General features: G+C 72.2%; 17 protein-coding genes and 1 pseudogene. 10 read left to right on the forward strand and 8 right to left on the reverse strand.

Annotated elements, in window-relative coordinates; genetic code table 11:
- Nucleotides 1-163 precede the first annotated feature (163 nt).
- The gene (locus tag ACFWPQ_RS21530; RefSeq protein WP_384036921.1) at nt 164-2,749 is read left to right on the forward strand and encodes a bifunctional FO biosynthesis protein CofGH; all 2,586 of its coding nucleotides are present in this window, start codon (nt 164-166) and stop codon (nt 2,747-2,749) included.
- A gap of 89 nt (nt 2,750-2,838) precedes the next feature.
- On the forward strand, nt 2,839-3,411 hold the full coding sequence (locus ACFWPQ_RS21535; RefSeq protein WP_384036923.1) for a hypothetical protein: 573 nt from the start codon (nt 2,839-2,841) through the stop codon (nt 3,409-3,411).
- A gap of 3 nt (nt 3,412-3,414) precedes the next feature.
- Here the strand turns inward: ACFWPQ_RS21535 and ACFWPQ_RS21540 are convergent, their stop codons facing one another.
- A complete protein-coding gene (locus ACFWPQ_RS21540) occupies nt 3,415-4,245 on the reverse strand; it encodes a helix-turn-helix domain-containing protein (protein WP_384036926.1) in 831 nt (276 codons plus the stop codon).
- Between the two features lie 102 nt (nt 4,246-4,347).
- Between ACFWPQ_RS21540 and ACFWPQ_RS21545 the strand changes: the two genes are divergently transcribed.
- Nucleotides 4,348-4,944 (forward strand): NADPH-dependent FMN reductase, encoded by a 597-nt coding sequence (locus ACFWPQ_RS21545; RefSeq protein ID WP_384036928.1) that lies wholly within the window; start codon nt 4,348-4,350, stop codon nt 4,942-4,944.
- 26 nt (nt 4,945-4,970) lie between these two features.
- Here the strand turns inward: ACFWPQ_RS21545 and ACFWPQ_RS21550 are convergent, their stop codons facing one another.
- Together ACFWPQ_RS21550 and ACFWPQ_RS21555 are read right to left on the reverse strand one after the other, a co-directional pair.
- Complete coding sequence (locus ACFWPQ_RS21550; RefSeq protein WP_384036930.1) at nt 4,971-5,471, reverse strand: DUF2165 domain-containing protein; 501 nt, start codon at nt 5,469-5,471, stop codon at nt 4,971-4,973.
- Nucleotides 5,472-5,531: 60 nt separating this feature from the next.
- The gene (locus tag ACFWPQ_RS21555; RefSeq protein WP_384036932.1) at nt 5,532-6,716 is read right to left on the reverse strand and encodes a hypothetical protein; all 1,185 of its coding nucleotides are present in this window, start codon (nt 6,714-6,716) and stop codon (nt 5,532-5,534) included.
- Nucleotides 6,717-7,255: 539 nt separating this feature from the next.
- On the opposite strand from ACFWPQ_RS21555, the gene ACFWPQ_RS21560 reads away from it, so the two are divergent.
- Nucleotides 7,256-8,683 carry an aminotransferase class V-fold PLP-dependent enzyme gene (locus ACFWPQ_RS21560; protein ID WP_384036935.1) on the forward strand — a complete coding sequence of 476 codons (1,428 nt, stop codon included), beginning with the start codon at nt 7,256-7,258 and terminating at the stop codon, nt 8,681-8,683.
- 51 nt (nt 8,684-8,734) lie between these two features.
- On the opposite strand, the gene ACFWPQ_RS21565 is transcribed toward ACFWPQ_RS21560, so the two are convergent.
- The 3 genes from ACFWPQ_RS21565 to ACFWPQ_RS21575 all read right to left on the reverse strand — a co-directional run bounded on the left by ACFWPQ_RS21565 (nt 8,735) and on the right by ACFWPQ_RS21575 (nt 15,141).
- Nucleotides 8,735-10,453 carry an ATP-binding cassette domain-containing protein gene (locus ACFWPQ_RS21565; RefSeq protein ID WP_384036938.1) on the reverse strand — a complete coding sequence of 573 codons (1,719 nt, stop codon included), beginning with the start codon at nt 10,451-10,453 and terminating at the stop codon, nt 8,735-8,737.
- A gap of 171 nt (nt 10,454-10,624) precedes the next feature.
- Complete coding sequence (locus ACFWPQ_RS21570; RefSeq protein WP_384036940.1) at nt 10,625-12,592, reverse strand: SpoIIE family protein phosphatase; 1,968 nt, start codon at nt 12,590-12,592, stop codon at nt 10,625-10,627.
- Nucleotides 12,593-12,699: 107 nt separating this feature from the next.
- Complete coding sequence (locus ACFWPQ_RS21575) at nt 12,700-15,141, reverse strand: SpoIIE family protein phosphatase (protein WP_384037408.1); 2,442 nt, start codon at nt 15,139-15,141, stop codon at nt 12,700-12,702.
- An 82-nt stretch (nt 15,142-15,223) separates the two neighbouring features.
- Here ACFWPQ_RS21575 and ACFWPQ_RS21580 point away from each other — a divergent pair, with 82 nt between their 5' ends.
- Nucleotides 15,224-16,621 carry a PucR family transcriptional regulator gene (locus ACFWPQ_RS21580; RefSeq protein ID WP_384036943.1) on the forward strand — a complete coding sequence of 466 codons (1,398 nt, stop codon included), beginning with the start codon at nt 15,224-15,226 and terminating at the stop codon, nt 16,619-16,621.
- Between the two features lie 111 nt (nt 16,622-16,732).
- Nucleotides 16,733-19,132 (forward strand): tetratricopeptide repeat protein, encoded by a 2,400-nt coding sequence (locus ACFWPQ_RS21585; RefSeq protein ID WP_384036946.1) that lies wholly within the window; start codon nt 16,733-16,735, stop codon nt 19,130-19,132.
- A 52-nt stretch (nt 19,133-19,184) separates the two neighbouring features.
- Here ACFWPQ_RS21585 and ACFWPQ_RS21590 read toward each other — a convergent pair whose 3' ends face one another.
- The gene (locus tag ACFWPQ_RS21590) at nt 19,185-19,358 is read right to left on the reverse strand and encodes a DUF397 domain-containing protein (protein WP_384036950.1); all 174 of its coding nucleotides are present in this window, start codon (nt 19,356-19,358) and stop codon (nt 19,185-19,187) included.
- Here ACFWPQ_RS21590 and ACFWPQ_RS21595 point away from each other — a divergent pair.
- Together ACFWPQ_RS21595 and ACFWPQ_RS21600 are read left to right on the forward strand one after the other, a co-directional pair.
- Nucleotides 19,311-19,610: pseudogene (locus ACFWPQ_RS21595) on the forward strand (ATP-binding protein); the annotation flags it as partial. The gene ACFWPQ_RS21590 and the pseudogene ACFWPQ_RS21595 sit on opposite strands and share 48 nt — an antisense overlap.
- A gap of 226 nt (nt 19,611-19,836) precedes the next feature.
- Nucleotides 19,837-20,628, forward strand: coding sequence for a helix-turn-helix domain-containing protein (locus ACFWPQ_RS21600; protein WP_384036953.1), 792 nt, complete (start codon nt 19,837-19,839; stop codon nt 20,626-20,628).
- A gap of 3 nt (nt 20,629-20,631) precedes the next feature.
- On the opposite strand, the gene ACFWPQ_RS21605 is transcribed toward ACFWPQ_RS21600, so the two are convergent.
- Nucleotides 20,632-21,846 carry an esterase/lipase family protein gene (locus ACFWPQ_RS21605; RefSeq protein ID WP_384036956.1) on the reverse strand — a complete coding sequence of 405 codons (1,215 nt, stop codon included), beginning with the start codon at nt 21,844-21,846 and terminating at the stop codon, nt 20,632-20,634.
- A 290-nt stretch (nt 21,847-22,136) separates the two neighbouring features.
- Between ACFWPQ_RS21605 and ACFWPQ_RS21610 the strand changes: the two genes are divergently transcribed.
- Together ACFWPQ_RS21610 and ACFWPQ_RS21615 are read left to right on the forward strand one after the other, a co-directional pair.
- On the forward strand, nt 22,137-23,249 hold the full coding sequence (locus tag ACFWPQ_RS21610; protein ID WP_384036959.1) for an ADP-ribosylglycohydrolase family protein: 1,113 nt from the start codon (nt 22,137-22,139) through the stop codon (nt 23,247-23,249).
- Nucleotides 23,250-23,378: 129 nt separating this feature from the next.
- Nucleotides 23,379-24,488, forward strand: a complete 1,110-nt coding sequence (locus ACFWPQ_RS21615; RefSeq protein ID WP_384036962.1) for a PP2C family protein-serine/threonine phosphatase — start codon at nt 23,379-23,381, stop codon at nt 24,486-24,488.
- The last annotated feature ends 126 nt before the right edge of the window (nt 24,489-24,614 follow it).

Below are 24,614 nucleotides of genomic sequence, written 5' to 3' on the forward strand. Positions count from 1 at the left end.
CTTCCCCGCGCCCCTGGAGGGGCGCGCTGCGGTGCCGCGCTCCGAAGGGGCGCGGGGAACTGCGCGAGCAACCACCCTCCGCCCGCACCCGGCAATGCACCGGCAGCCCCGAGGCCACCCCCGCCCCGGCTGAACCGGCGGAGTCCCTCCGTATGCTCAAAGAATGACGACTTCCGCGACCTCCGGAACCGGCCCCACCGAGAACTCCATGCGTCGCGCCCTCAAACGCGCCCGGGACGGCGTCGCCCTCGACGTCTCCGAGGCCGCCGTCCTGCTCCAGGCGCGCGGCGCGGCCCTCGACGACCTCGCCGGGTCCGCCGCCCGGGTCCGTGACGCCGGTCTGGAGGAGGCCGGCCGGCCCGGTGTCATCACGTACTCGAAGAGCGTCTTCATCCCCCTCACCCGCCTGTGCCGCGACAAGTGCCACTACTGCACGTTCGTCACCGTCCCCGGCAAGCTCCGCCGGGCCGGGCACGGGATGTTCATGTCCCCGGACGAGGTCCTCGACGTCGCCCGCAAGGGCGCGGCCCTCGGCTGCAAGGAAGCCCTGATCACCCTCGGCGACAAGCCCGAGGACCGCTGGCCCGAGGCGCGCGAGTGGCTCGACGCGCACGGTTACGACGACACGATCGCCTACGTCCGCGCCATCTCCGTCCGGATCCTGGAGGAGACCGGCCTGCTGCCGCACCTCAACCCCGGCGTGCTGTCCTGGACCGACTTCCAGCGGCTCAAGCCGGTCGCCCCGTCGATGGGCATGATGCTGGAGACGACCGCCACCCGGCTGTGGTCCGAGCCCGGCGGCCCCCACCACGGCTCCCCCGACAAGGAGCCTGCCGTACGGCTGCGGGTGTTGGAGGACGCCGGGCGCTCCTCCGTCCCCTTCACCTCCGGGATCCTGATCGGCATCGGCGAGACGTACGAGGAGCGTGCCGAGTCCCTCTTCGCGCTGCGCCGCGTCGCCCGCTCCTACCACGGCGTCCAGGAGCTGATCATCCAGAACTTCCGCGCCAAGCCGGACACGGCGATGCGCGGCATGCCGGACGCCGAGCTGGACGAGCTGGTGGCGGCCGTCGCGGTGGCGCGGCTGGTGATGGGGCCGGCGGGCAACATCCAGGCGCCGCCCAATCTCGTCGACAGCGAGTACGAGCGGCTGATCGGCGCCGGTATCGACGACTGGGGCGGGGTGTCCCCGCTCACCATCGACCACGTCAACCCCGAGCGGCCCTGGCCGCAGATCGAGGAGCTGGCGCGGAAGTCGGCCGCGGCGGGCTTCGAGCTGCGGGAACGTCTCTGCGTGTACCCGGAGTTCGTGCGGCGCGGCGAGCCCTGGCTGGACCCGCGGCTGCGCCCGCACGTGGCCGCGCTGGCCGACCCGGAGACGGGCCTGGCGGTGCCGGACGCGGTCGTCGAGGGGCACCCGTGGCAGGAGCCCGAGGAGGTCTTCGTCGCGACCGGCCGCACGGACCTCCACACCGCCATCGACACCGAGGGCCGTACGGCCGACCGGCGCGACGACTTCGACGAGGTGTACGGCGACTGGGGCGCGCTGCGGGAGGCGGCCGCCCCCGGGATGGTGCCGGAGCGGATCGACACGGACGTGCGCGCGGCCCTGGCGACCGCGGCCGACGACCCGACGAAGCTGACGGACGCCGAGGCCCTCGCGCTGTTCCACGCGGACGGCCCGGCCCTCGACGCGCTGACCGGGATCGCCGACGACGTACGGAAGTCCGCGGTCGGCGACGACGTCACCTACATCGTCACCCGCAACATCAACTTCACCAACGTCTGCTACACCGGCTGCCGTTTCTGCGCCTTCGCGCAGCGCCGCACGGACGCGGACGCCTACACCCTCTCCCTGGACCAGGTCGCCGACCGGGCCCAGCAGGCGTGGGACGTCGGCGCGGTCGAGGTCTGCATGCAGGGCGGCATCCACCCCGACCTGCCCGGCACCGCGTACTTCGACATCGCGAAGGCGGTCAAGGAACGCGTCCCCGGCATGCACGTGCACGCCTTCTCCCCGATGGAGGTGGTGAACGGCGCGACCCGCACCGGCCTGTCGATCCGGGAGTGGCTGACGGCGGCGAAGGAGGCCGGCCTGGACACCGTCCCCGGCACGGCCGCCGAGATCCTGGACGACGAGGTCCGCTGGATCCTCACCAAGGGCAAGCTGCCCGCCGCCACCTGGATCGAGGTCATCACCACCGCGCACGAGCTGGGCATCCGCTCCTCCTCCACCATGATGTACGGCCATGTCGACCAGCCCCGCCACTGGCTGGGCCACCTGCGCACGCTGGCCGGCATCCAGCAGCGGACGGGCGGCTTCACGGAGTTCGTGACGCTGCCCTTCATCCACACCAACGCGCCCGTCTACCTGGCGGGCATCTCCCGCCCCGGCCCGACGATGCGCGACAACCGGGCGGTGACGGCGATGGCCCGGCTCCTCCTGCACCCCTACATCCCCAACATCCAGACAAGCTGGGTGAAACTGGGCGCGGAGGGTGCGGCGGAGATGCTCCGCTCGGGTGCGAACGACCTCGGTGGCACGCTGATGGAGGAGACCATCTCGCGGATGGCGGGGTCGTCGTACGGCTCGTACAAGTCGGTCCGCGACCTGGTCGCCGTGGCGGAGGCGGCGGGGCGTCCGGCGAGGCCGCGTACGACGCTGTACGGCGAGGTGCCGGAGGAACGGCAGCGGGCGGCGGAGGCCTCCGACGGGCACCTGCCGGAGCTGCTGCCGGTGCTGGACTGAGCCGTCGGGCGGGCGGGCAGCGCACAGTACGATGATCCGACCCCTGTGCGAATGAGCGGGGGGCCTCATAACGGAGGAGATGCGTACCCGTGGCTGCCCGACTGCTGCCCTCCTGGGTCTGGGTCTCCGGCCTGACGGCCGGGGCGACGGCTGCCGTCGTCTTCCTCGCCCTCCAGGCCGACAAGGGGCCGCACCCCACGGCCGCGGCGGTCCGCCCGTCGGCGAGCGCGTCGGCGGGCGCCCACCCCTCCGCGTCACCGACGGCCAAGGCGAAGGCCCCCGCCGTGCCGGCGGCCTCCGGCACCGGCCGCCGGATCGTCTACTCGCTCGGCGCCAAGCGGGTGTGGGCCGTCGGCGCGAGCGGCAAGGCGACCCGCACGTTCACGGTGTGGCCGGGGACCGTCAGCCCGGACCCCGGCACCTACACGATCTCCAAGACCCTGTCGGCAACGACGGGCTCGGACGGCGTCCAGATCGAGCACATTCTCTACTTCGCGTCCAAGTCGGGTCTGTCGATCGCCTTCTCCAACGCGGTCGACGGCTCCTCCCCGGCACCCGCCGCCGGCAAGCAGACCAGCGGCATCCGGATGCCCAAGGCGGACGGCGCGGCCCTGTGGACGTTCGGGACGGAGCCGGACACCAGGGTGACGGTGGTCAAGTAGCCGTCAGGAGATGGCGCGGAGCCTCGGTGGCCTGCGCAGCAGCTCGACGGCCCCGGCCGTCTCCTGGTCGGCGGGGAGCAGGACGACCAGCTGCTGGGCGTCCTCGGTGAGGTCGAGCGTCTCGCGCCGCAGCCGCAGTTCGGTGCCCGCGGGGTGCCGCAGCCGCAGCACCCCGCGGGCCGGGACCACGTGCCGGTTCATGCGGCGGGTGAAGTCGGCCCCGGCGACGGGCGCCAGTTCCGCCGTGAACCACTCGCTGTTCTCCACGGAGGGCCCCAGCCAGAGGTCGAAGGCCTGCTCGTCGGCGACGGTGTCCCAGTCGGCGAAGAGCTCACGGGCCCGCGGATCGGTGAACACGTACCGGGTGAGGTTGGGGAACTCGGCGTCCAGGAGCCCGGTCCCGCCCATGACCGCCTCGTACGACCCCGTGCGGGCGAGGATGTCGCCGAGCCGGTTGGTGACGAGGGCGAGGCCGGGTTCGAGGAGACGGAGGGTCTCCAGGACGGCGGACCGCACCTCGCGCCGCGGCGGCGCCGGCCGCGGGTGCGCGACGCACTCGCCGCCGGTGATCTTCGCGAGGTAGCGGAGGTGGGTGCGCTCGGCGGGATCGAGGCTGAGAGCGTCCGCGAGGGCGTTGACCACGGCCACCGACGGATTGCGGTCCCGGCCCTGCTCGATGCGGGTCAGGTACTCGACGCTGATACCGGCCCGGTCGGCGAGGTCGAGCCGCCGCAGGCCCGGCGAACGCCGGCGGCCGCGCTCGGGCAGCCCGAGCGCCTCCGGCTGGATGCTGTCCCGCCTCGCCCGGACGAAGTCCCCCAGCGGTGTCCCCATACGGTCGAGGATAGGCGGACCGGGGTTCCGCAGCGTGGCCTTGCCGGGGCCAGCCTGCGCACGGTCTGGCCGGGCCGCCGGTGCGCTCGCAGGCTGAGGGCCATGAACAACGAAACGCACAGGCTGGTGATCCTGGTGGGAAGCGTCCGGGAGGGCCGGTTCGGCCCGGTGGTGGCGCGGTGGGTGGCCGAACAGGCGGGCGCGTACGGCGGCTTCGAGGTGGAGGTGGTGGATCTGGCGGCGTACGACGTCCCGTTGACGTTGCCCGCCGAGTCGCCGAAGCACGCGGGCGACGCCTACCCCCGCCCGTCGGGGATGAGCGGACTGACGGCAGCCCTGGCGGCGGCGGACGCGTTCGTCGTCGTCACCCCCGAGTACAACCACAGCTATCCGGCATCGCTGAAGGCGGCCATCGACTGGCACTTCACCCAGTGGGCGGCGAAGCCGGTGGCGTTCGTCAGCTACGGCGGCGCGGCCGGGGGCCGCCATGCCGTGCTCCACCTGGAGAACGTGCTCACGGAGCTGCACGCGGTGACCGTCCGGGACGGCCTGGCCTTCCCGAACTACTTCACCGCGTGGCGGGACGGCCGCCCCCTGGACCCCCAGGTCGCCGGCTACGCCAAGGCCCTTCTCGACCAGCTGTCCTGGTGGACGGCCGTCCTCCGGGCGGGCCGCGAGGCGGCTCCCTATCCCTCCTGATCGGACTTCCTGATCGGACTTCCTGATCAGGCCTCCTGGTCCGAGGGGCTCAACTGGACGACGACCAGCGCGATCCCGGTGAGCACCAGCACCCGGGTCGCCGCGTCCAGGCCGTTCCAGGTCTTGGACTGCCACATGGAGAACCACTCGCCGCCGATCCCGATGAACCCGGCGCCGAAGAGCAGCACCAGCATCAGCAGGCCGTAGGTGGAGACGCGCCGCGCGCGAGCGTCGTCACGGCGGGCCCAGAGCCAGGTCCCGGCGATCAGCACGAGCGCGGCCAGCGTCTCCCACACGATGATGGCGACGTAGGCGGTGTTCTCAAGTCCCTTGTTCGTAATGGCCCGCCACATCAGGTCGTCGTCCTTGAACGTGGTGTCCATGGCCAGCACATGCTGGACGAAGGCCTGGTTGGTACCGAAGTCGGTGATGTTCCCGAAGGCGACGAGGGCGATGTAGAGGGCGACCGTCCCGGTCAGAACGGCAGCGGTAAGCGAAAGCGCACGAGGCGCGTGGGAGGTGGACATGTCACCGTCCTTCCCGCTCCCCGCCGTTCACACCCTTCTGTTCAACTCGTCGGGCGTGGGTCAGTTGGGGCAGCCGGGAATCGCCGGCGAGCTGGTTACGCAGTTGTTGGGAGTGTTGTTGACGACCTGGCTCGACGTAACGAGGTTCACCGTCCCGCCGGTGTTGTAGATGCCGCCGGCGTTGTCGGTGGCGGAGTTGGAGCTCACACGGGAGTTCAGCAGCGTCGCCACGGCGCCCGGGAACCGGTTGTAGATACCGCCGCCACGGGTGCCCGCTCCGGTCGCGTGGTTGTCGCTGACCGGACTGAGGTTCAGGGCCAGAGGACTGTCTTCGTTGTAGATGCCGGCGCCGGCGAGGTTGCCGGCGCCGGTGGCGCCGGTGGCGGTGTTGCCGGTGACCTGGGTGTTGTTGAGGGTCGTGTTCGCGGCAACGGAAATGCCTCCGCCGACGACGCCGGTGTTGTTCGTGATGCGCGTGGCGTTGAAGGTCGTCGTATTCAAGAGGGAGGCGACGCCGCCGCCGAAGGTGCTGGTCGCGGTGTTGCCGGTGACCGTGCCGCCGTTGAACACGAGGCTGCCGCGGTCGGCCTCCAGACCGCCGCCCCGAGGCGCCGTGTTGCTGCTGAGGGTGCTGTTGTTGACCTTGACGGTGCCGCTGTTGGAGAAGATGCCGCCGCCCTCGAAGCCGGCGGTGTTGTTGGTGACCTTCGCGGCGTTGAGCGTGAGCGCGGAGCCGGCACCGTTGACCAGGACAGCGCCACCGGCACCGGATGCATGGCCGTTGCTCAGGGTGAGGGAGTTGAGGGTGAGATTCCCCGGGGCGTCGACCTCGAAGATACGGAAGAGCGCCGCCGACGACCGGGTGATGGTGTCGTTGAAGCCGGTGACCGTCACCGCGCTGGTGATGACCGGTAGTCCGTTGCTGTCGTTGTCCGCGCCGGTGAGGGTGTAGGTGCAGCCCGGAAGGAGGTTGACCGTACCGCCGGTTGGGTTGACCGTGTTGATCGCCGCGATCAGGTCACTTGCCGAGCAGGTCAGAACGTTGACCGTCGCCCGTTTCGTGGCAGTGGACGGTACGTCGGGACGTGCGGCAGGGTGCAGCGGCAGCGAGGGTGTGCGGGTGTCGACGAGCCGTGGCGCCGAGGGGGCGGGGTCGGGCTGGGCGCCGGCCGGAGGTCCGGCCAGGGCCACCAGGCCGGCAGCGAGAGTCGCTGTGCCTGCTATTCCGGGAATGCGGACGCGCATGGGGATTTCCCTTCGGGGTCGCGAATGAAATGGGCTGTCCTGGTGTGCGCACCAGGACAGGTTCGAGCGCCTTTGAGCGGTCAGCGGTCGGCACATGCGCGCGATGCCTGAACAGCTCGCGCGGCAGCTGGTGAAGGCGCTCGCGTCGTGGGAGGGGTGCTGCCGAGGGTGGCAGTGAGCCCTCAACAAGAATGGCTCTGTGTAATGTGCCGTGCACATCGAGTGGCCAACCGGGTGACGGGCGTATCCGCGCCCGTGTGTCCGGCCTCCACGCGCGAGGGCTCCCGGCTGTGCCAAGACCTCCGTGTCCCTCCTGATCCGAGGGGCTGACCCGGACGACGGACAGGGCGAACCCGGTGGGTACGGCGGCGGGTGAGAGGGCGCGGGGCCCGTGGCAGGCGGACGTGCCGCCGTCCTTCCCCGCCCCGGCCAACTACGGCCTCGTGTTCGGCAGTTGGCGGGCAGCCCGGCGTCGTGGCGCCGCGGTGAACCGCTCGCACGCGGTTACCTTTGTCGAAGTTTCATGCGAAGGAGTTCTCATGGATACGGCAGACGCCGCCCGATGTACGAGCGCCGGGGGAGCGGAAGAGCCCGACGGCTTCGCGGAGTTGCGGGCGCGCGAGTTCGGCTACCTCGACGAGGGCGGACACACCTACCTCGACCACACCGGCGCCGGGCTTCCCCCGCGCTCCCTCGTCATGGGCAGCGCCCGGCGGATCACCGGCGGGCTGTTCGGCAACCCGCACTCCGAGAGCCCGGCCTCCCGCGCCTCCGGGTTCCTGCTGGCCGAGGCCCGGCAGGCGGTGCTCCGCCACTTCAACGCCGACCCCGACGAGTACGCCGTGATCTTCACCCCGAACGCGACCGGCGCCCTGCGCCTGGTCGGTGAGGCGTACCCCTTCACCCGCGACAGCAGGCTCGTCATGTCGCTGGACAACCACAACTCGGTCAACGGCCTCAGGGAGTACGCGCGGGCGCGGGGCGCCACCGCCGTGTACGTGCCGGGTCTGCACATCGACGAGGGACGACTGCGGGCCGCCCTGTCCCCGCCCGGCCCGCGCCGGGGCGCCGGCGGCCTGCTCGCCTACCCGGCGCAGAGCAACTTCACCGGCGTCCAGCACTCGCTGGACTGGATCGCAGCCGCCCGGTCGCACGGCTACGACGTCCTGCTCGACGCGGCGGCCTTCGCCCCGACCAACGTCCTGGACCTGAGCCGCCACCACCCGGACTTCACCGCCGTCAGCTGGTACAAGGTCTTCGGCCACCCCACCGGCATCGGCAGTCTGATCGCCCGCCGCGAGGCCCTCGCCAAGCTGCGCCGCCCCTGGTTCTCGGGCGGCACCATCTACGCCGTCAGCGCCCGGGCCCAGTGGCACGTCCTCGCCGCCGACGAGGCCGCCTTCGAGGACGGCACGGTCAACTTCCTGTCCCTGCCGGACGTGACCGCCGGACTCGCCTGGATCCACGGCATCGGCATGGACCGGATACACGCCCACGTCACCGCCCTCACCGCCCAACTGCTCGCCGGATTACGGGCGTTGCGGCACAGCGACGGCTCCCCGCTGGTCCGGGTGTACGGCACCGAGCGCGCCGACGCGGACCGCGGCGGCACGGTCGCGCTGAACGTGCTCGGCGCGGACGGCCGGATCGTCGACGAACGCGTCGTCACGCGGGACAGCGCCGCCCACGGCATATCCCTGCGCACGGGCTGCTTCTGCAATCCGGGCGCCGGAGAGGAGGCCTTCGACCTGCCGCTGACCCGGCTGCTCTCGGCTGCCGACACGCAGGTCGCCTCCCTGGACGAGTACCTGGAGCTGCTGGGGCTGCCGTCGGCGGGCGCCGTCCGGGTCTCCCTGGGCGTGTCGTCCCAGCCCGGGGACGTCGAGACGTTCCTGACGTTCGTGACGGAGACCTACCGGGACCGGGTGCCGACGGCGGCCGGGCTGGCCGCCCGGGAGAGCTGCTGAGCCGCGCCACCGCACGGTGGATCACCGCACGGTGGATCACCCCGCCGGGGATCAACGCCCCGTCCGGCTCCGCGCCGCCCCGTCCCGGCACTTGCGCACCAGGATCACCCACGTCCCGGCCAGGAACACCAGCGCGAACCCCGCGAGGACCAGCCACCCGCGGCTCGCCGGATGCCCGAACGAGTCCCCGTACGACGCCAGCAGCGGCGGACCGAGCGGCGAGCGGCCCGCCCGCCACAGCGACTCCAGTCCCACCCCGCTGCCCAGTGCCTCGAACGCCCAGCGGTTGGTCATCGCCCAGCTGATCGCCTTCCCGGCCACCGTCATCCGGGGCACCGGCACGAAGGCGCCCGAGAACAGCACCTGGGGGAAGCAGAGCAGCGGCAGCATCAGCGTCGCCTGCCCCGGCTCCGACACCGCCGCGGACGCCAGCAGCCCCAGCGCGAGGGCGGCGGCCGAGGCCAGCACGCTCGACGCGAACAGCGACCCGTACGTGTCCCAGCCCGCCGCGGGCAGCCGGTCAAGGGCGCGCAGCACGGCCAGCAACAGCGCGTCCGCGACCGCGAGCACCGGCAGCATCGTCGTCAGCTTCGAGGCGACGTACGGGCCGATCCGCAGCCCCGCGAGCCACTCCCGGCGCAGCACCGGCAGCTCGGTGCAGATCTGGAGCAGGCCGTAGGTCAGCCCGAAGAAGAACGCGCCGAACGCGATCCAGAACATGATCATCGCTGAGGAGCCAGGATCCGGTGCCGCCGGGTCGAACGCACCGGCCCGGAACAGCACCGCGAACATGGCCACGATCATCACCGGCGAGCCCGCCAGCACGGCGACCGAGATCCGGTTGTGCAGCATCAGCGCGGTACCGCGCCGGGTCAGCAGCGCCCACTGCCCGAGGACACCGACCCGCGGCGGCCGCGGCGACGGTGACGGTGACGTCGGCGTGGAATCAGGGGAGTCCACGCCCTCGGGTACGGCCCGTGCGACGCGCGCCCCGCCCGCCACCGCCTCGTATACCTCCTCCACGGTGCCGACCCCGAACGCCTCGAACAGGGCAGCCGGTTCACCCGCGTACGCGACCTCGCCACCGGCGGAGAGGAACACCACCTGGTCGGCACGGCGCAGATCGGCGAGGACATGCGTGGTCAGCACGACGGTGGTGCCGTCCTCGGCCAGCGTCCGCAGGGTGCGCAGCAGGGCCGCGCCGGTGACCGGGTCGAGCCCGGACGTCGGCTCGTCGAGGAAGAGCACCCGGGGGCGGGTGAGCAACTCGACCGAGATACTGGCCCGTTTGCGTTCCCCGCCGCTCAGCGCGCGCACCGGGGTATCCGCCCGCTCCGCCAGACCGAGGGTGTCCAGCACCCGGTCGACGGTGTCGAGCACGGTCCCGGCCGGCGTCCCCGGCGCCATCCGCAGCCCCGCCGCGTACACCAGCGTGCGGCGCAGCGGCAGCTCGCGGTGGATGATGTCCTCCTGCGGAACGAACCCGAAGTCCGGCCCCGGCGGCCCGGGTCGCGCCCCGTCGTGCAGCACCTCGCCCCCGGTCGGCGCGCTCAGCCCCGCCAGCGTCTGCAACAGCACGGTCTTGCCGGCACCGCTGCTGCCGGCGATCACCGTGAGCTGCCCCGGGGCGACATCGACGGATATGTCGTTCAGTATCCGCCCGCCCCCACGGACGTCCCGGTTCACCCGACGCGCCCGCAGGCGCAGCCCGTTGACGGAGGGCCCGGGAGCCTCGACGGACGTGCGGGAGGGCGGGGGCGGTGTCGACATGGGTGCAGCATGTCAGGTGACCTCGGCGATGGAGCGCACGGAGCGCCCAACTCGTCGGATTCCGCGCCGACTTCACGACCGCCCCGCCCGGCTTCGGCCGCGCCGCCCGGCTACGGCCGCGCCGCCCGGCTACGGCCGCGCCGGCCCGGTGAGGACGGGGCCGCAGCGCGGTCACGAGCGGCGGATGACCAGGACGGCCACGTCGTCGAGGTGGTCCACCGCGACCGCGGCGTCGAGGATGCGGTCGGCGGTCCCCTCGGCGTCCAGTCCGTCGTGGAGGGCCGCTCCGGCCAGGGACCCGGCTCGCTCCAGTCCGGCGTCCAGCGTGAGGCCCGGTCCCTCGACCACACCGTCGGTGAGCATGACCAGCGCACTGCCCTTGTCGAGGGTGAAGGTCTCCTCCTGGTAGTCGGTGTCGGGCACGACTCCCAGCACCGGCCCGCCCGGCAGCTCGCGCACGCTGTGGCTGCCGTCCCTGCGCGCGTACAGCACCGGAACGTGGCCGGCGCTGGCGCCGGTGACCCGTCCGTCGCGCGGATCGAGATGCAGCATGGTGCAGCTGGCGAAGCGCGTCGCGCCCATCGTCACGAGCAGGTCGTTGGTGCACGTCAGCACGGCTCCCGGATGCGCCTCGTGGGTCGCGATGCCGCGCATGAACGAGCGCACCTGACCCATGAAGGCGGCGGCGTCCACGTCGTGCCCCTGGGCGTCGCCGATCTCGATGGCGACGGTGTCGTCGGACATCACGAAGGCGTCGTACCAGTCCCCGCCGATGTCCAGCCCGTCGCGGCTCGGCCGGTAGCGGGCGGCGACCTCCAGGCCCGCGAGATGCTCGGGCAGCGTGGGAAGCATGGTCTGCTGCAGCGCCGTGGCCAGCTCGACCCGTGCCTGCTGCAGCCTGATGCGCCGCAACGCCTGGCCCGCCAGGTCGGCCAGGGTCCCCATGAGGGTCTGCTCGTCCAGCGATGCCCGGTACTCACGGTGGTAGAACACCGCCCACGCCCCGAGTGGCTGGTTGCCGGTCTCGCTGAGGGGGGTGATCGCGACGGCGTAGTCGGGGCCGAGCCGGCCGAGCCACGGATAGTCCACCGCTTCCGGCCAGCGGTGGGTGTAGTTCCTCCGGTCAGGAACGAACTGCGAATTTCCGGTGCGGATCGCCTCGGGCACCGGGCCGGGATCGTCCAGCGGCATGCCCTGCAGGACCTCCACCTCGGACATGGCTATCCCGCCGTCGGTGGAGATGCGCAGGCGGCCTTCGTCGACGACCGCGAGCAGGGCGCCGCTGGCACCGAAGGTCGCGGCGAGCCGGGTCAGGACGACCTGCTGCAGTTCCTGCTCCGTGGACGCGGTGATCAGCGCGGAGGAGAAGTCGGCGGTGTCCTTGGCGCGCTGCCGCTCGGCGGCCAGCGCGGCCTGGGCCTTCCGCTTGCGCTTCTCCTGCTTGGTGTCGTCGCGGACCACCCCGAAGGTCCGTTCGGGGCCGCCGTAGCCCAACTGGAGCCGGCAGGTCTGCACGGCCAGCCGGTGCCAGCCGTCGTGCTCGGTGAGGTACCGCAGACTCGTCCACGGGGTCTGGACGGAAGACGAGCGCAGGAGCTGCCGCAGGGCCGCCCGGTCGTCGGAGTGGACTGCCGACATCACCTCGGAAAGGCAGGTACTGGGCTCCGGGAACGCCACGGTCAGGGCGGGTGCGCCACCGAGCCACTCCAGCTGGTGCCTGTGGGGCGAGTACATCCACAGGCCGAGGTCGGAGGCCGTGGTGACCAGCCGGAACGGGATGAGCAGGCTCGTCAGGTCGTTGTGCGAATCCAGGGCGTGCACCCAGACCAGCTGCTCGTCACCGGTGGGATCCTTCACCGGCCGCGCCTCGATCAGACAGGCGATGGGGGCTCCGCCCCGTCCGGGGAACTCCAGCACCCGCATCGCGACCGCCTTCGCCGTGGCGGCGTGGTCCAGGAGACTCTCGACGGACATGCGCTGGCCCGCGGGCCACAGAGCGTCGAAACGACGCCCCAGGCAATGCGCCTCCGGCCTGCCCAGCGCCGTGGCCATCGCGGCGTTGAGAGCCTCGACGACACCGTCCGGCGTCAGCAGCGCCGAAGGGTCGGCTCTGCGGAGGAGTTCGTCCGAGACGTCCATCTGCGACTCCCGCGCATACGTCAGAACATCCCCTTCAGGACATGGTCGCGCATTTTGCCGGAACGTAGCGAGGGAGGAGATGTCCGACAGCCGCGTCGCGTGACGTCTCAGATGCCGGGGTCGAGTTCCTGTTCGGCCCACACGGTCTTGCCACCGCTCGTCAGACACCTGGCTCCGTGGCGCCGGCAGAGCTGGGCGACGATGTAGAGGCCGCGGCCCCCTTCGTCGCTGGTGCGCGCGTGCCGCAGCCGGGGGAGGGTGTCGCTGGTGTCGGACACCTCGCAGGTCAGGACCTGGTGCCGGATCAGGCGCAGACGGATCGGACCGGTGGCGTGGCGGACGGCGTTGGTGACCAGTTCGCTGATGATCAGCTGGGTGGACGCCGTCAGGCGCTCCAGTCCCCACTGGACCAGTTGCCGGGTGACCAGGGTACGGGCGCAGCGGACGACCGCCGGGTCGGCGGGCAGCTCCCAGCACGTGGTCCGGCTCGGGCTCAGTGCGTGGGTCCGCGCGACGAGCAGTGCCACGTCGTCGTACGGCGGCTGGGTCGGCACCGCCTCGATCACCGAGGAGCAGAGGTGCTCCAGGGACCGGCCGGCCTGTGCCAGGACGTCGCCGAGGCGCTGCATGCCCGCATCGATGTCGTGGTCGCGGCTCTCGATCAGGCCGTCGGTGTACAGGGCGAGCCGGCTTCCCTCGGGCAGCTCCAGCTCGACGGCCTCGAAGGGGACCCCCGTCCCTACGCCGAGCGGCGCTCCGGTGGGCAGGTCGGGGAAGGTGACCTCGCCGTGCGGGTCGATGACCGCGGGCGGCGGGTGCCCTGCCCGTGCCACCGTGCACTTCTGGGCGACGGGGTCGTAGACGGCGTACAGGCAGGTCGCGCCGGTGACGCGGGTCGGGTCCTGGGAGTCCGCGTCCTCCTCGGCCATCCGCCGGACCGTGTCGTCCAGGTGGGTCAGCAGCTCGTCGGGGGGCAGGTCGAGGTCCGCGAGCGTCTGTACCGCCGTGCGGAGCCGGCCCATGGTCGCCGCGGCGTTGATGCCGTGGCCCACCACATCGCCCACGACCAGGGCCGTCCGGGCGCCGGGCAGCGGGATGGCGTCGAACCAGTCGCCCCCGACACCGTTGTCCACGTCGGCCGGCAGATAGCGCGAGGCCGTCTCGATGGCCGTGCCCTGCACCAGGCGCTGCGGGAGCAGGCTGCGCTGGAGTGTCAGGGCCGCGCTGCGCTCCCGCGCGTACCGGCGGGCGTTGTCCAGCGAGAGCGCCGTCCGGCTGACGAGCCCCTCGGCCAGGAGCAGGTCGTCCTCCTGGAACGGCGCGGGTTCCTCGGTCCGGATGAACACAGCCGTGCCCAGGAAGGCGTGCCCTGCCCGGATGGGGACGACCATCAGGGAATGCATGCCGCTCTCGCGCGTCGTCCGGGCCCGGTCGGGGTCCCGGTCGAACCAGGTCCCGGGAGAGGCGTCCAGAACCGGTTCCAGATGGGAGCGGCCGGAGGACAGCACCTTGGTGAAGGGCGAGTTCCGCGGCACGGCGACCAGCTCGCCGCGCGCCCACGGGGACTCGGGGACCCCGGGGCGGATCGAGGCCAGGCCCGCACGCCGCAGGACGGGGCGGCGGTCGTCCAGCGGGCCGATGCGGGCGAAGGGCGCTTCGCCGAAGTGGATCGACTCGGCCAGGTCGACGTTGACGTAGTCGGCCAGGAGGGGCACCGCGAGGTCGGCCAGCTCCTGGCCGATCCGCATCACGTCCAGGCTGTTGCCCATGCGCGTGCTGGCCTCGCTGAGGATGGCGAGGCGTTCCCGTGCCCGCTGGCCGAGGGTGACGTCCACACTCGTGCAGCACACCCCCACGGCCCGGCCGTCGGCGCCCTGCAGGCAGAAGTACGAGGCCGCGATCGCGTGCTCACGGCGCGGATCCGCCGGCGGCCACGCGCGATGTTCGTGGACCGTGCTGACGCCGCTGTCCAGAACCCGTCGCAGCACCCTCTCGAGCCTTTCGGCCTCGCTGCCGGGCAGCGCGTCCGACAGACGCCGGCCCAGCCGCTGGTCGAGCGGAACGCCGTCCTGCCGCTCCATCGCGTCGTTGGTCCAGGCGCAGCGCAGGTCCTGGTCGTGAACGACGACGCCGATCGGGGTACGGGTCAGAAGCGAGTCCCGCATCCATCCGGTGGTCGCCACCGGGGAGAGCGAGGCGATGTCGGTGCCGGAGATGAGCCAGTGGATCTCCCGGTCCCTGCCCCACAGCAGGGAGAACCGCAGGCTCGCCTTGAGGCTGTGGCCGTCGCGGTGGCGGACGGTCGCGGTGCCGGACCAGCCGCCCCGGGCCAGGCATTCCTCGGTCGACGCCCAGTCCAGCAGCGTCCGGCGGCTGAGGGGCAGGAGCGTGGAGACGGCCTGGCCGACCACTTCCGTGGCCTGGTAACCGACAAGCCGCTGCGCCGTGCTCGTCCAGGCCACCACCGTCCCCTCGGCGTCGGTCATGGCGATGGCGGCGTCGGGTGTCTCCCGGGGTGCCAGTCGTGCACAGAGGCTGCCCTGAAGCATCTCGGTCACCGGATTTCTCCCCTCACGCGGCAAACGGCAAGAACGACGGTAGGAGCGGAAACCGGGACGGACGTCGGGCACGGTGCACCACCTTCCGGTCGTGGTTTGTGACACGGAACCAATTCGCTCGCCGCCCGGCGGTGCCGAGGCAGGGCGTAGCTTTTGGAGCATGGGCGTGGAGAGTCCGGAGCCCGCACGGGAACTGTCCGTGAGTGCGGAAAACGTAGAGTCGCACCTCGCGGAGGTCAGCCGCGACGTGTGGGAGCACCTGCTCGTTGAAATCCCGCAGATCAGCGGGGATGCCGTCGTCGAGAGAACCCTGCTGGCGAGTGTGAAGGAAAACATCGCCGCTCTGTTGCACATCTTTGAGAACGATATTTCCCTGGAGAATCTCGAAGGACCCGTCGCGGCCAATGAATACGCCAGGAGACTGGCTCAAAGGGATGTTCCTGTCAGTGCGTTGATCCGGGCCTACCGGGTCGGGCACTGGCGTTTCCTGCAATGGTGCCTGGACGAGCTTGCCCGCAGGGAAGCCGATGCCGCTGTCTCCGCCGCCGTCTACCGGCGCATGCTGGAGGTGAGCTTCGGTTACATCGACAGCATCACCGAGCGTGTCATCGAGGTGTACCACCTGGAGCAGGAACGTTGGCTGCTCGGCCGGACCGCCACGCGTGCCGCGCGTGTGCGGGACATCCTCGCCGAGCAGGAGGTGGACCTCGACTCGGCGGAAGCCGCTCTCGGCTACCGCCTGCGGCAGAGTCACCTCGGGCTGGTGGCCTGGCTGCCGGCGACGACGCGCGGCGGAGAAGCACTGGCCCGCCTCGACCGGCTCACCCACGAGATCGCGAGAGAACTCGACTGCCCGGCCAGGCCGCTGTTCGTACCCCGGGACGAGGGGCTGGCCTGGGCCTGGCTGCCGTTCGCCGCGCAGGGCGACGTCTCCTGGGAGGGGTTGTCCCGTGTGGTGGAGAAGGGCGAGCCCGCCGCACAGGTGTGCGCCGGAAGCCCGCACCGCGGGATCGAGGGGTTCCGCAGCACGAACAGGGAGGCGCTGTGCGCGCAGGAGCTTGCCGCGGCGGCGGCTCCCGGGCCGCGGCTCACCGCGTACTCCCAGGTCGCCCCGGTCGCGTTGATGTGCAAGAACATCCCGGATCTCCGCGCCTGGGTGGGGAGCGTCCTCGGGCCGCTGGCCGTCGACGACGAGCAGGGTGCACAGATGCGCGGGACCTTGCACGACTTCCTGGCCACCGGATGCAACTACACCGCTACGGCGAGCAATGAGATCGTGCACAAGAACACCGTGCACTACCGCGTCCGCAAGGCGGAGAAGATCATGGGGCACTCGGTCCAGGAGAGACGTACCGATCTCGAGGTCGCCCTGCTCGCCGTCCGGTACCTCGGCTCCACGGTCATGCAGGAGGCCCGCCAGGATACGGAGGCGGGCCGGCGCAGGCGTGGGAGTCAGCGGAGCCGCAGCTGAGGGCGGTGTCGTGGGGGCGGCGTCGATGGATCAGGTCTGTCGCCGCGCGGACCGGCCGGACGCCGGAGCCTCTGCCAGACTTGGCGTCGGCCGACTGCGGGGGAGGCACGGATGGGGTCGACACGGCCGTCGATGCAGGAGCTGATCGGGCGGCGTCGGAGGGCCGGGTTCGTCGGGCGGGTCGAGGAGCGGGCCGCGTTCCGGCGGAACCTGCAGCTGCCGCCCGAGGACGAGCGGCACCGCTTCCTCTTCCATGTGCACGGTGACGCGGGGGTCGGGAAGACCCGGCTGGTACGGGAGTTGGAGCAGATCGCCCGGGAGGCCGGGGCGTTGACCGCGTACGTCGACGAGGGTGTGGCCGGCATCCCCGAGGCAATGGCTGTGATGATCCGTCAGTTCGCGTCCCAGGGGCGGCGGTTCAAGGAACTGGAGCGGCTGCTGGCCGCGCACCGGGAGCGGCGGCACGAGGCGGAGGCCGCGCTGGTGCTGGGCGGCGGGCCGGAGGAGGGGGAGCGGCCGTCGGCGGGGAGCCTGGCCGTGGCGCGGGCGGCCCAGGTGGGACTGGGGATGGTCCCGGTGGCCGGCGCCTTCGCCGCCGCCCTGGACGCGGACCGGCTCGCCCAGGGCGCCGACCGGCTCCGGGCCCGCTTCCGCAGCCAGGAGGACGCCCAGCTGGTGCTGTCCCCCGAGCGGGTACTGACCCCCGTGCTGCTGACGGAGCTGTCGGCCGCGGCCGACGCCGTCCCCTGGATCGTCCTCCTCCTCGACACCTACGAGCGCACCGGACCGTTCCTCGACCCCTGGCTGCACGACGTGATGACCACCGACCGCCATGGCGCCCTCCCCGCCAACGTCGTCGTGGTCACCTCCGGCCAGCACCCGTTCGACACGGCCCGCTGGGGCAGCTTCGCGGACTTCAGGACGGACCTGCCGCTCGGCCCGTTCACGGAGGCGGAGGCCCGGGGCCTGCTCGCGGACAAAGGGGTACGGGACGAACCGGTGGTCGCCGAGGTACTGCGGCTGACCGGCGGGCTTCCGGTGCTCGTCTCCACCCTGGCCGAGTCCGGTCCCGTCGGCCCCGGGGACGTGGGCGATCCGAGCGCCACGGCCGTCGACCGGTTCCTGAAATGGGAGCGGGACCCCGTGCGCAGAGCGGCCGCGCTGGCGGGCGCGCTCCCCCGACGGCTCGACGAGGACGTCTTCCGATCGGTGGTGGACGGCCCCGGGGACCACGCGGGCGCGCTCTTCGCCTGGCTGAGGGCCATGCCGTTCGTCGCCGAGCGCGGCGGGCGGTTGCAGTACCACGACGTCGTACGGGCGCCGATGCTCCGGCTCCAGCGACTGCGCTCACCCGAGGGCTGGACCGAGCGGCACACCCGGCTCGCCGAGGCGTACGGCGGACGGCGCACGGAGGCCGAAGCCGGCCTGCACCCCGATGAGGTGTGGGCGGACGAGAGGTGGCGGGAGCTGCGGCTCGGCGAGTCGTACCACCTGCTGTGCGCGAGACCCCGCGCCGCGCTCCCGGCGGTCCTCGCCGACGTCGTCACGGCCTGCGCCCACGGGGACGATGCCGTACGGCCCTGGGTGCGGCTGCTGGCCGAGGCGGGCGAGGACGCGGACGCCGAGGCCGTACGGACCTGGGGCGGCGACCTCTCCGAGGCGCTCGCCGCGGGCGGGCTCGCCGGACTGCTCCGGCTGCTGCTCGGCCGCGCCCGGGACGACGAGCCGTGGCGGGCGACGGCCTGGGCACTGCGGGCCGACGCCCTCGCCAGGGACGGCGCGCACGACCGCGCCCTGGAGGACTACGACCGCGCCCTCGCCCTGGACCCGGCCCTGGTCCGGGCCCACCGCGGCCGGGCCGTCACCCGGGGCGGGACGGGCGACTACGACGGTGCGCTGGCCGACCTCGACCGGGTGGTCGAACTGGAGCCGGACAACCCGTGGAACGTCATCCTGCGCGGCGAGCACCACCGGCTCGCACGCCACCACGACGAAGCGGTGGCCGACCTGAGCGAGGGGATCGGACGCAACCCCACCAGCGAGTTCGCCCTGGCCTCCCGCGGCGCCGCCCACGAACGCCACGGCGACCTCGACGCGGCCCTGGCCGACTTCGACCACGCCCTGGAACTCAAGCCCGACTACGCCTGGGCCCTCGCCCGCCGCGCCCGCGTCTGGCGCGGCCTCGGCGACCAGACCCGCCGCCTCGCCGACCTCGACCGTGCTCTCACCCTGCAACCCGACTGGGCCTGGGGCCGCTGCGAACGCGGCGACGCGCTGCGCGTCACCGGCCGCGACGCGGAGGCCCTGGCCGACTACGACCGCGCCCTCGAACTCGACCCCGGCTACGCGTCGGCATACGCGAGCCGAGGCGTGTCCCTCTCCAATCTGGGCCGCCACGAAGAGGGTCTCGCCGACCTGGACCGCGCCCTTGCGCTGAACCCGGAGTACCCCTGGGCCCGGGAGCAGCGGACCGCGGTCCGCCACCGCATGGCCGGCGCCGGAGAGGGGTGACTCAGGAGGCGAGCAAGGCAGTCACGTAACGGTCGTCCGAGGCGGACCGCGCTCAACGCCCGGCGAACGCCACGAAGTCGGCCCACGAGGCGTCGGCGAAGGCGAGCCCGGCCCTGTCCTTGTCCTTGGAGTCGCGGACGTGGACGGTGGAGGCGGCGGGGGATATGGCGACCTCGACGCAGTCGGGGCCGTCGTTGCCGAGCTGGCGTCGAACGCGGTGCTGCACGGACGCGTTGCGGGGCGGGACTTCAGGCTGGGGCTACGGCTGCACGCCGACCGCGCGCTCCGTATCGAGGTGACCGACGCCCGGGGTGACCGCGTCCCGTGCCTTCACGATCCGGCGACCGCCGACGCGGAATCGGGGCGCGGTCTGCTGATCGTGGGGGCGTACGCGGACCGTTGGGGCACGGACGCGGCACCGGCCGGTTGCAAAGTCGTCTGGGCGGAGCTGGGGGCACCGGGTCGCGAGGACCCATGACCCGGGCGTTCCCGACGTCAAAGACCAAAGAACCGGGGAAAGAACCCAACCCGCCCCTACCGTCCCCGTCGATCACCCGCCGGAGTGAATATGCCGAACTCAGCTGGCGCGGAGGGGCATTCGTGCGGCAGCGTCTGCCGCAACAAGTCCACACATGCTTCGGCCCCCGCCGGGACTGGCATCCCAGTGCGAGGGCCTGATCACCCAGGAAGTGAACCCCTTCCCGATGACTGACAAGCAGCCTAGCGCGCCCGCACCCGCGAAGACCCGGCGTTCCCAGTCCGGCGTCATCCATGTGAATGAACCGCACACCGAGAACTTCACGGTGGTCGGCAATCACCTCCTCCAGCACCCCGAGTTGTCGCTGATGGCGATCGGCCTCGCGGTCCACATCCAGTCGCTGCCCGACGGGGCGCCGATCGGCATCAAGACGCTGGCGGCGAAGTTCCCCGAGGGGGAGATCCGGATCGCCGCCGCGCTGCGCGAGCTGGAGGAACACGGATACCTCACGCGTGCCAGGGAGCGTCTTCAATCGGGGCAAGTGAGGACCCGGACGACCTCGTACAACAAGCCGAGCGGGACCGCCTCGGTTCCCGCTGCCGAGCCGCAGGCTCCGGCTCCGGCACCGAAGGCCTCCGCCCCCGGGACCCCGGCCGCCGACCTCCTCACCCGCCTGCGGACCTATGACTCCCGCCTGCTGCTGTCCGAACGTGACGTTCGGCGGCTGGTGCCGGAGGTCTCCGCGTGGCTGGAGCGGGGCGTGCCCGCCACCGTCGTGGAGCGGACCCTGACGAGCGGCCTGCCGCAGGACCCGATCAAGCACCCGGCGGCCTTCCTCGCCCACCGCCTCGGCGCCCTCCTGCCCCCGGCCCTCCCCCTCCGGGCCCCCGCACCGCCTTCACCGCCGGCCCTCCGCTCCGCCCCCATGCAGAACTGCGACGGCTGCGAACGCGGCTTCCGGGCGGCTCTCCCCGGCCGCTGCCGTGACTGCCGGGAGCGGTCGGGGAGAGCGGCCTGAGGCTCAGTCGGGCAGCCGGTCGAGGACCCACCTGCCGATGTCCTCGGTCATGAGGGCGTGCGGGTCGTTGTCCGAGGAGAGCAGGTATTCGTTGAGCTCGGACTCCTCCGGCGGGAGTTCGTCGATGTTGACGTACAGGTCCCTCTGCTCGCCCAGGTCACGGATGGCGACCGCGCTGACGGACGGCACGAAGCACACGGACCGGTGGGGCATCTCGACGCGCTCGCCGAAGGCGGTGAGGGTGTCGCCGAGGAGGCCGAACGATTCGAGCGTGCCGCCCGGTGCCCCGTCCAGTTCGGGGAAGCCGCCGGTGGTGATCGTGTGCGGACCGCCGAGGACGCCGTTCAGCACGGCCACCTCCGCCGGGTCGCCCTGCGCCTGGGCGAGGAAGTACGTGCCGTCGAAGAGCGGACCGGCACAGCTCAGCGTCTTCTCGCCGGCCTTGACGCCGTTGCCCACGCCGTTGCCGCGACCGCTGGACACTCCGAGCAGGTGGGGGATCTGGGGCCACCCGCCGACCCGCTGGAGCTCCTCCCTGAATTCCGTGCGCAGGGGGCTCTCCTGCGGCGTGCCGTCCACGCTGTCCAGGTACCGCCAGAGCATCTGCTGCGAGGCCGGGCTGCTGATCTGCCGCAGGTAGGTGTCGTCGACCTGGGCGAGGTAGTGCGCGAAGGCCTGGAGCCCGATCGGCACCCAGGCGCCCCGGTGCGGGCTGTCGAACGACACGTAGACGCCGACCCGGTGGTCCATGCGCCGCTGTTCCATCTTCGCCAGCGCGTAGCGGGCGACGATGCCGCCCATGCTGAACCCGCCGACGAGCAGCCGGGTGTCGTCCAGCTGCTCGGCGCTGGTCCGCAGGATGGCGGCCATCATCGTCTCGGAGTTGCGGAGGATCGACTCGCTGCGCTCGTCGAACCCGACGAGGATCAGCGTGCGCCCGCGGCGCCGCAGCTCGCTGATGAACGGGAACCGGCCGTTCTCCAGCCCGTCGTAGAGCCAGTCGAAGTCGGTCGGCCCGAGGTTGAACCCGTCGGTCAGGACGACCGGCCGGACCACGCCTTTCTGGCCCTCGCCGTAGTACACCCGGGCGCTGCCCTCGGGCAGCTCCCACACCTCGTCGGGCGCGGGAGCCTGGGGGGCTGCCGGCCCGCTCACCGGGGTCACGAGTCCGATCGACCCGGCGGCTTTCCTGACTTTCTCGGCCTTGCTGTCGGCCATGGATGTCCCTTCCACGTTGTTGTCAACGGCTCAAGGGACATGCTCGCCGCGTGAATGCGGCATTACATCCGTAGTATGGGGGTTTCACCGTATTGGCCGGGCGTGGGCCCCCGGCCGGGCGCCGCCGGTGTGCAGCCGTATACGCCGGGGCGTCCTGCCTGAAACCGGCCACTCGGGGCCACACAACCCACACTTCGCATACCTAACTGTCCCCTGAACGGACCGTTCCCGGTCGATTACAGTGCTGACCGCTTGTATGTACGGACGGTGCCCGTGAGGAGGTCATGGTGGTGAGTCCGACGTTGGGTGCCGTCTGGGGCCGGGTCGAGCAGCAGGACTTCCGGAGCAGGGTGCGGGGGACGCTGTTGGGCGGTGCCGTGGGGGACGCGCTCGGCGGGCCCGTCGACGGGCTGACGCTGGAGGAGATCCGCGCGGCCTACGGGGCCGAGGGGCTCGTCGACCTCGGGTTCGGGTACGGGCGGCGCGGGAGCGTCACCCATCACACGCAGCTCACCCTCTTCACCGTGGACGGGTTGATAAGAGCCCAGGTGCGGAGGGACACGGGGGCCTGGCATCCGCCCACCGACCTGCACCGGGCCTATCTGCGGTGGGCCGCCACGCAGCGGGACTGGGGGCCGGACGTGCGGCGGCCGGAGGACGGCTGGCTGGCGCGGGAGGAGTGGCTGTACGCGCGGCGGGAGCCCACCCGCGCGCTGCTGCTCGGGCTCGGGGACGAGCGGATGGGGACGCTGGAGTCGCCGAAGAATCCCGATGACATGGGGCCCGAGGCCGTCGCCAGGTCCGCACCCTTCGGGCTGCTCGTCGGCTGGGAGCCGCAGCTCGTCGTCCAGCTCGCCGTGGAGTGCGCCGCGCAGACGCACGGGCATCCGACCTCCTGTCTGTCGGCGGGCGCGTACGCGGTGATCGTGCACGCGCTGGCCCGCGGGGACTCGCTGGACGGGGCCGTCCAGCGGGCGCTGGCCCTGCTCGCCGCCCGGCCCGGGCACCAGCCGGTGTCGGACGCGTTGCAGCACGCGCTCGGGGCCGTACGGCAGGGGCTGCCCTCCCCGGCCCGGGTCGAGGAGCTGACCGGGGACGGGGCGGCGGACGGGATGCTGGCCGCGGCCGTGTACTGCGCGCTCGTGGGGGAGGACGTACGGCACGGGCTCTGTCTCGCCGTCAACCAGGCCGGGCCCTCCGCCGTCGCGGGCGCCCTCACCGGCGGCCTCCTCGGCGCCCAGTACGGCGAGACGGCCCTGCCGCCGGCCTGGGTGGCCGAACTGGAGGGCCGCCAGACCATCCTCGAACTCGCCGACGACTTCGCGATGGAGATGACCCAGGGGCCGGCCCTGCACAGCCCGGTTGGTGCGTCACCGGGGTGGCTCGCGCGGTATCCGCGTTAGACGGCAGCCGCGCGGTCGGATCTCGGCGCATGGGGCGGCGGGGGAACGCTGCCCACCTCATGGTGCGAGCCGCGACTGCCTGCTCGTATGGTGAAAAGACCAGAGATCAGCGTGGTGAGCGGGAAAATCATGGCAGAACCGGCGGTCGACTACGCGGCGGTGTTCCAGGCTCTTCCCGGGGCGGTGGCGCTGGTGACTCCGCAACTGATCTTCGCGGACGCCAACGCGGAGTTCCTGCGCCTCCGGGGCCTCACCCGGGAGCAGGTGGTCGGCAGCTTCATGCCCGAGGACCGCCCCGACAACGACTCCGCCGAGCCTCTCCTGCTCAGAGTTCTGGCGTCACTGCGCCAGGCGGTGGATACCGGTGAGCGCAGCACCGTGGCGCTGCAGCGCTACGACATGGAGGACGACGACCAGCCCGGGGCACGGCGCGAGCGGTATTTCAACGTGACCAACGTTCCCGTGTTCGGACCCGATGGGCGGCTGACGCTGCTGCTGCAGCGGCTGGAGGACGTCACCGAACTCATCCGCGCCCGTGAAGTCGCGCTGACCTTGCAGGAAGCCATGCTGCCCGCCCCGCAGCCGGTCGGCCGGCACCCGGCGGCCGTCCGCTACCGGCCCGCCGCCGAAGCCCTCAACGTGGCCGGTGACTGGTACGACCTGATCGACCTGCCCGGCGATCGCATCGCCGTCGCCGTCGGCGACGTCGTCGGCCACGGCCTGTCCGCGGCCTGCGTCATGGGACAACTGCGCAGCGCCCTCACCGCCGCCTCCCTCGTCCCCGAAGGCCCCGCCCGCGCCCTGGAGGTCCTCGGGCAGTACGCCCGCACCGTCGACGGCGCCGAGAACACCACCGTGGCCACGGCGTTCGTCGACTGGGGGAGCGAGACCATCACCTACAGCTGCGCCGGCCACCCCCCACCCGTACTCGTGCAGCCGGACGGGACCGTCGAGTTCCTGGACCGGGCCACCGACCCACCGCTGGCCGCCCGCCCTCAACACGGCCCCCGGACCCAGGCCGTCACGGCCTTCCGCGAGGGCGCCGTCCTCGTGCTCTACACCGACGGTCTGATCGAACGCCGCGGTGAGGACATCGACACGGGCCTCGCCCGGCTCGCGGACTCCCTGGCCCGCCACCAGACCCACGAATGCGAAGCTCTCGCCGACGCCGTGCTCACCGACCTGCTCCCGCCCGGTGACGCCACCGACGACACCGCCCTGGTCATCGTGCGCCTGTGAACCCGGGCCTCCGGTGAGGGGAGTTCGTCGAGCTCCCCTCACCCCCCGGCCCGGGCGGACGGGACCCGGGGCCCCCCCGCCGGCCCCCCGGCCCCCCCCGGCGGGGCCCGGGCCGGGGGCGAATAC

The sequence above is a fragment of the Streptomyces sp. NPDC058464 genome (genome assembly GCF_042721035.1).
GTDB lineage: Bacteria > Actinomycetota > Actinomycetes > Streptomycetales > Streptomycetaceae > Streptomyces.

Coding starts and splice junctions, on each gene's coding strand:
- ACFWPQ_RS21605 (WP_384036956.1), bottom strand. CDS start 21,846: ATGGCCGACAGCAAGGCCGAGAAAGTCAGGAAAGCCGCCGGGTCGATC.
- ACFWPQ_RS21585 (WP_384036946.1), top strand. CDS start 16,733: ATGGGGTCGACACGGCCGTCGATGCAGGAGCTGATCGGGCGGCGTCGG.
- ACFWPQ_RS21565 (WP_384036938.1), bottom strand. CDS start 10,453: ATGTCGACACCGCCCCCGCCCTCCCGCACGTCCGTCGAGGCTCCCGGG.
- ACFWPQ_RS21560 (WP_384036935.1), top strand. CDS start 7,256: ATGGATACGGCAGACGCCGCCCGATGTACGAGCGCCGGGGGAGCGGAA.
- ACFWPQ_RS21555 (WP_384036932.1), bottom strand. CDS start 6,716: ATGCGCGTCCGCATTCCCGGAATAGCAGGCACAGCGACTCTCGCTGCC.
- ACFWPQ_RS21575 (WP_384037408.1), bottom strand. CDS start 15,141: ATGCTTCAGGGCAGCCTCTGTGCACGACTGGCACCCCGGGAGACACCC.
- ACFWPQ_RS21530 (WP_384036921.1), top strand. CDS start 164: ATGACGACTTCCGCGACCTCCGGAACCGGCCCCACCGAGAACTCCATG.
- ACFWPQ_RS21550 (WP_384036930.1), bottom strand. CDS start 5,471: ATGTCCACCTCCCACGCGCCTCGTGCGCTTTCGCTTACCGCTGCCGTT.
- ACFWPQ_RS21600 (WP_384036953.1), top strand. CDS start 19,837: ATGACTGACAAGCAGCCTAGCGCGCCCGCACCCGCGAAGACCCGGCGT.
- ACFWPQ_RS21570 (WP_384036940.1), bottom strand. CDS start 12,592: ATGGACGTCTCGGACGAACTCCTCCGCAGAGCCGACCCTTCGGCGCTG.
- ACFWPQ_RS21545 (WP_384036928.1), top strand. CDS start 4,348: ATGAACAACGAAACGCACAGGCTGGTGATCCTGGTGGGAAGCGTCCGG.
- ACFWPQ_RS21540 (WP_384036926.1), bottom strand. CDS start 4,245: ATGGGGACACCGCTGGGGGACTTCGTCCGGGCGAGGCGGGACAGCATC.
- ACFWPQ_RS21615 (WP_384036962.1), top strand. CDS start 23,379: ATGGCAGAACCGGCGGTCGACTACGCGGCGGTGTTCCAGGCTCTTCCC.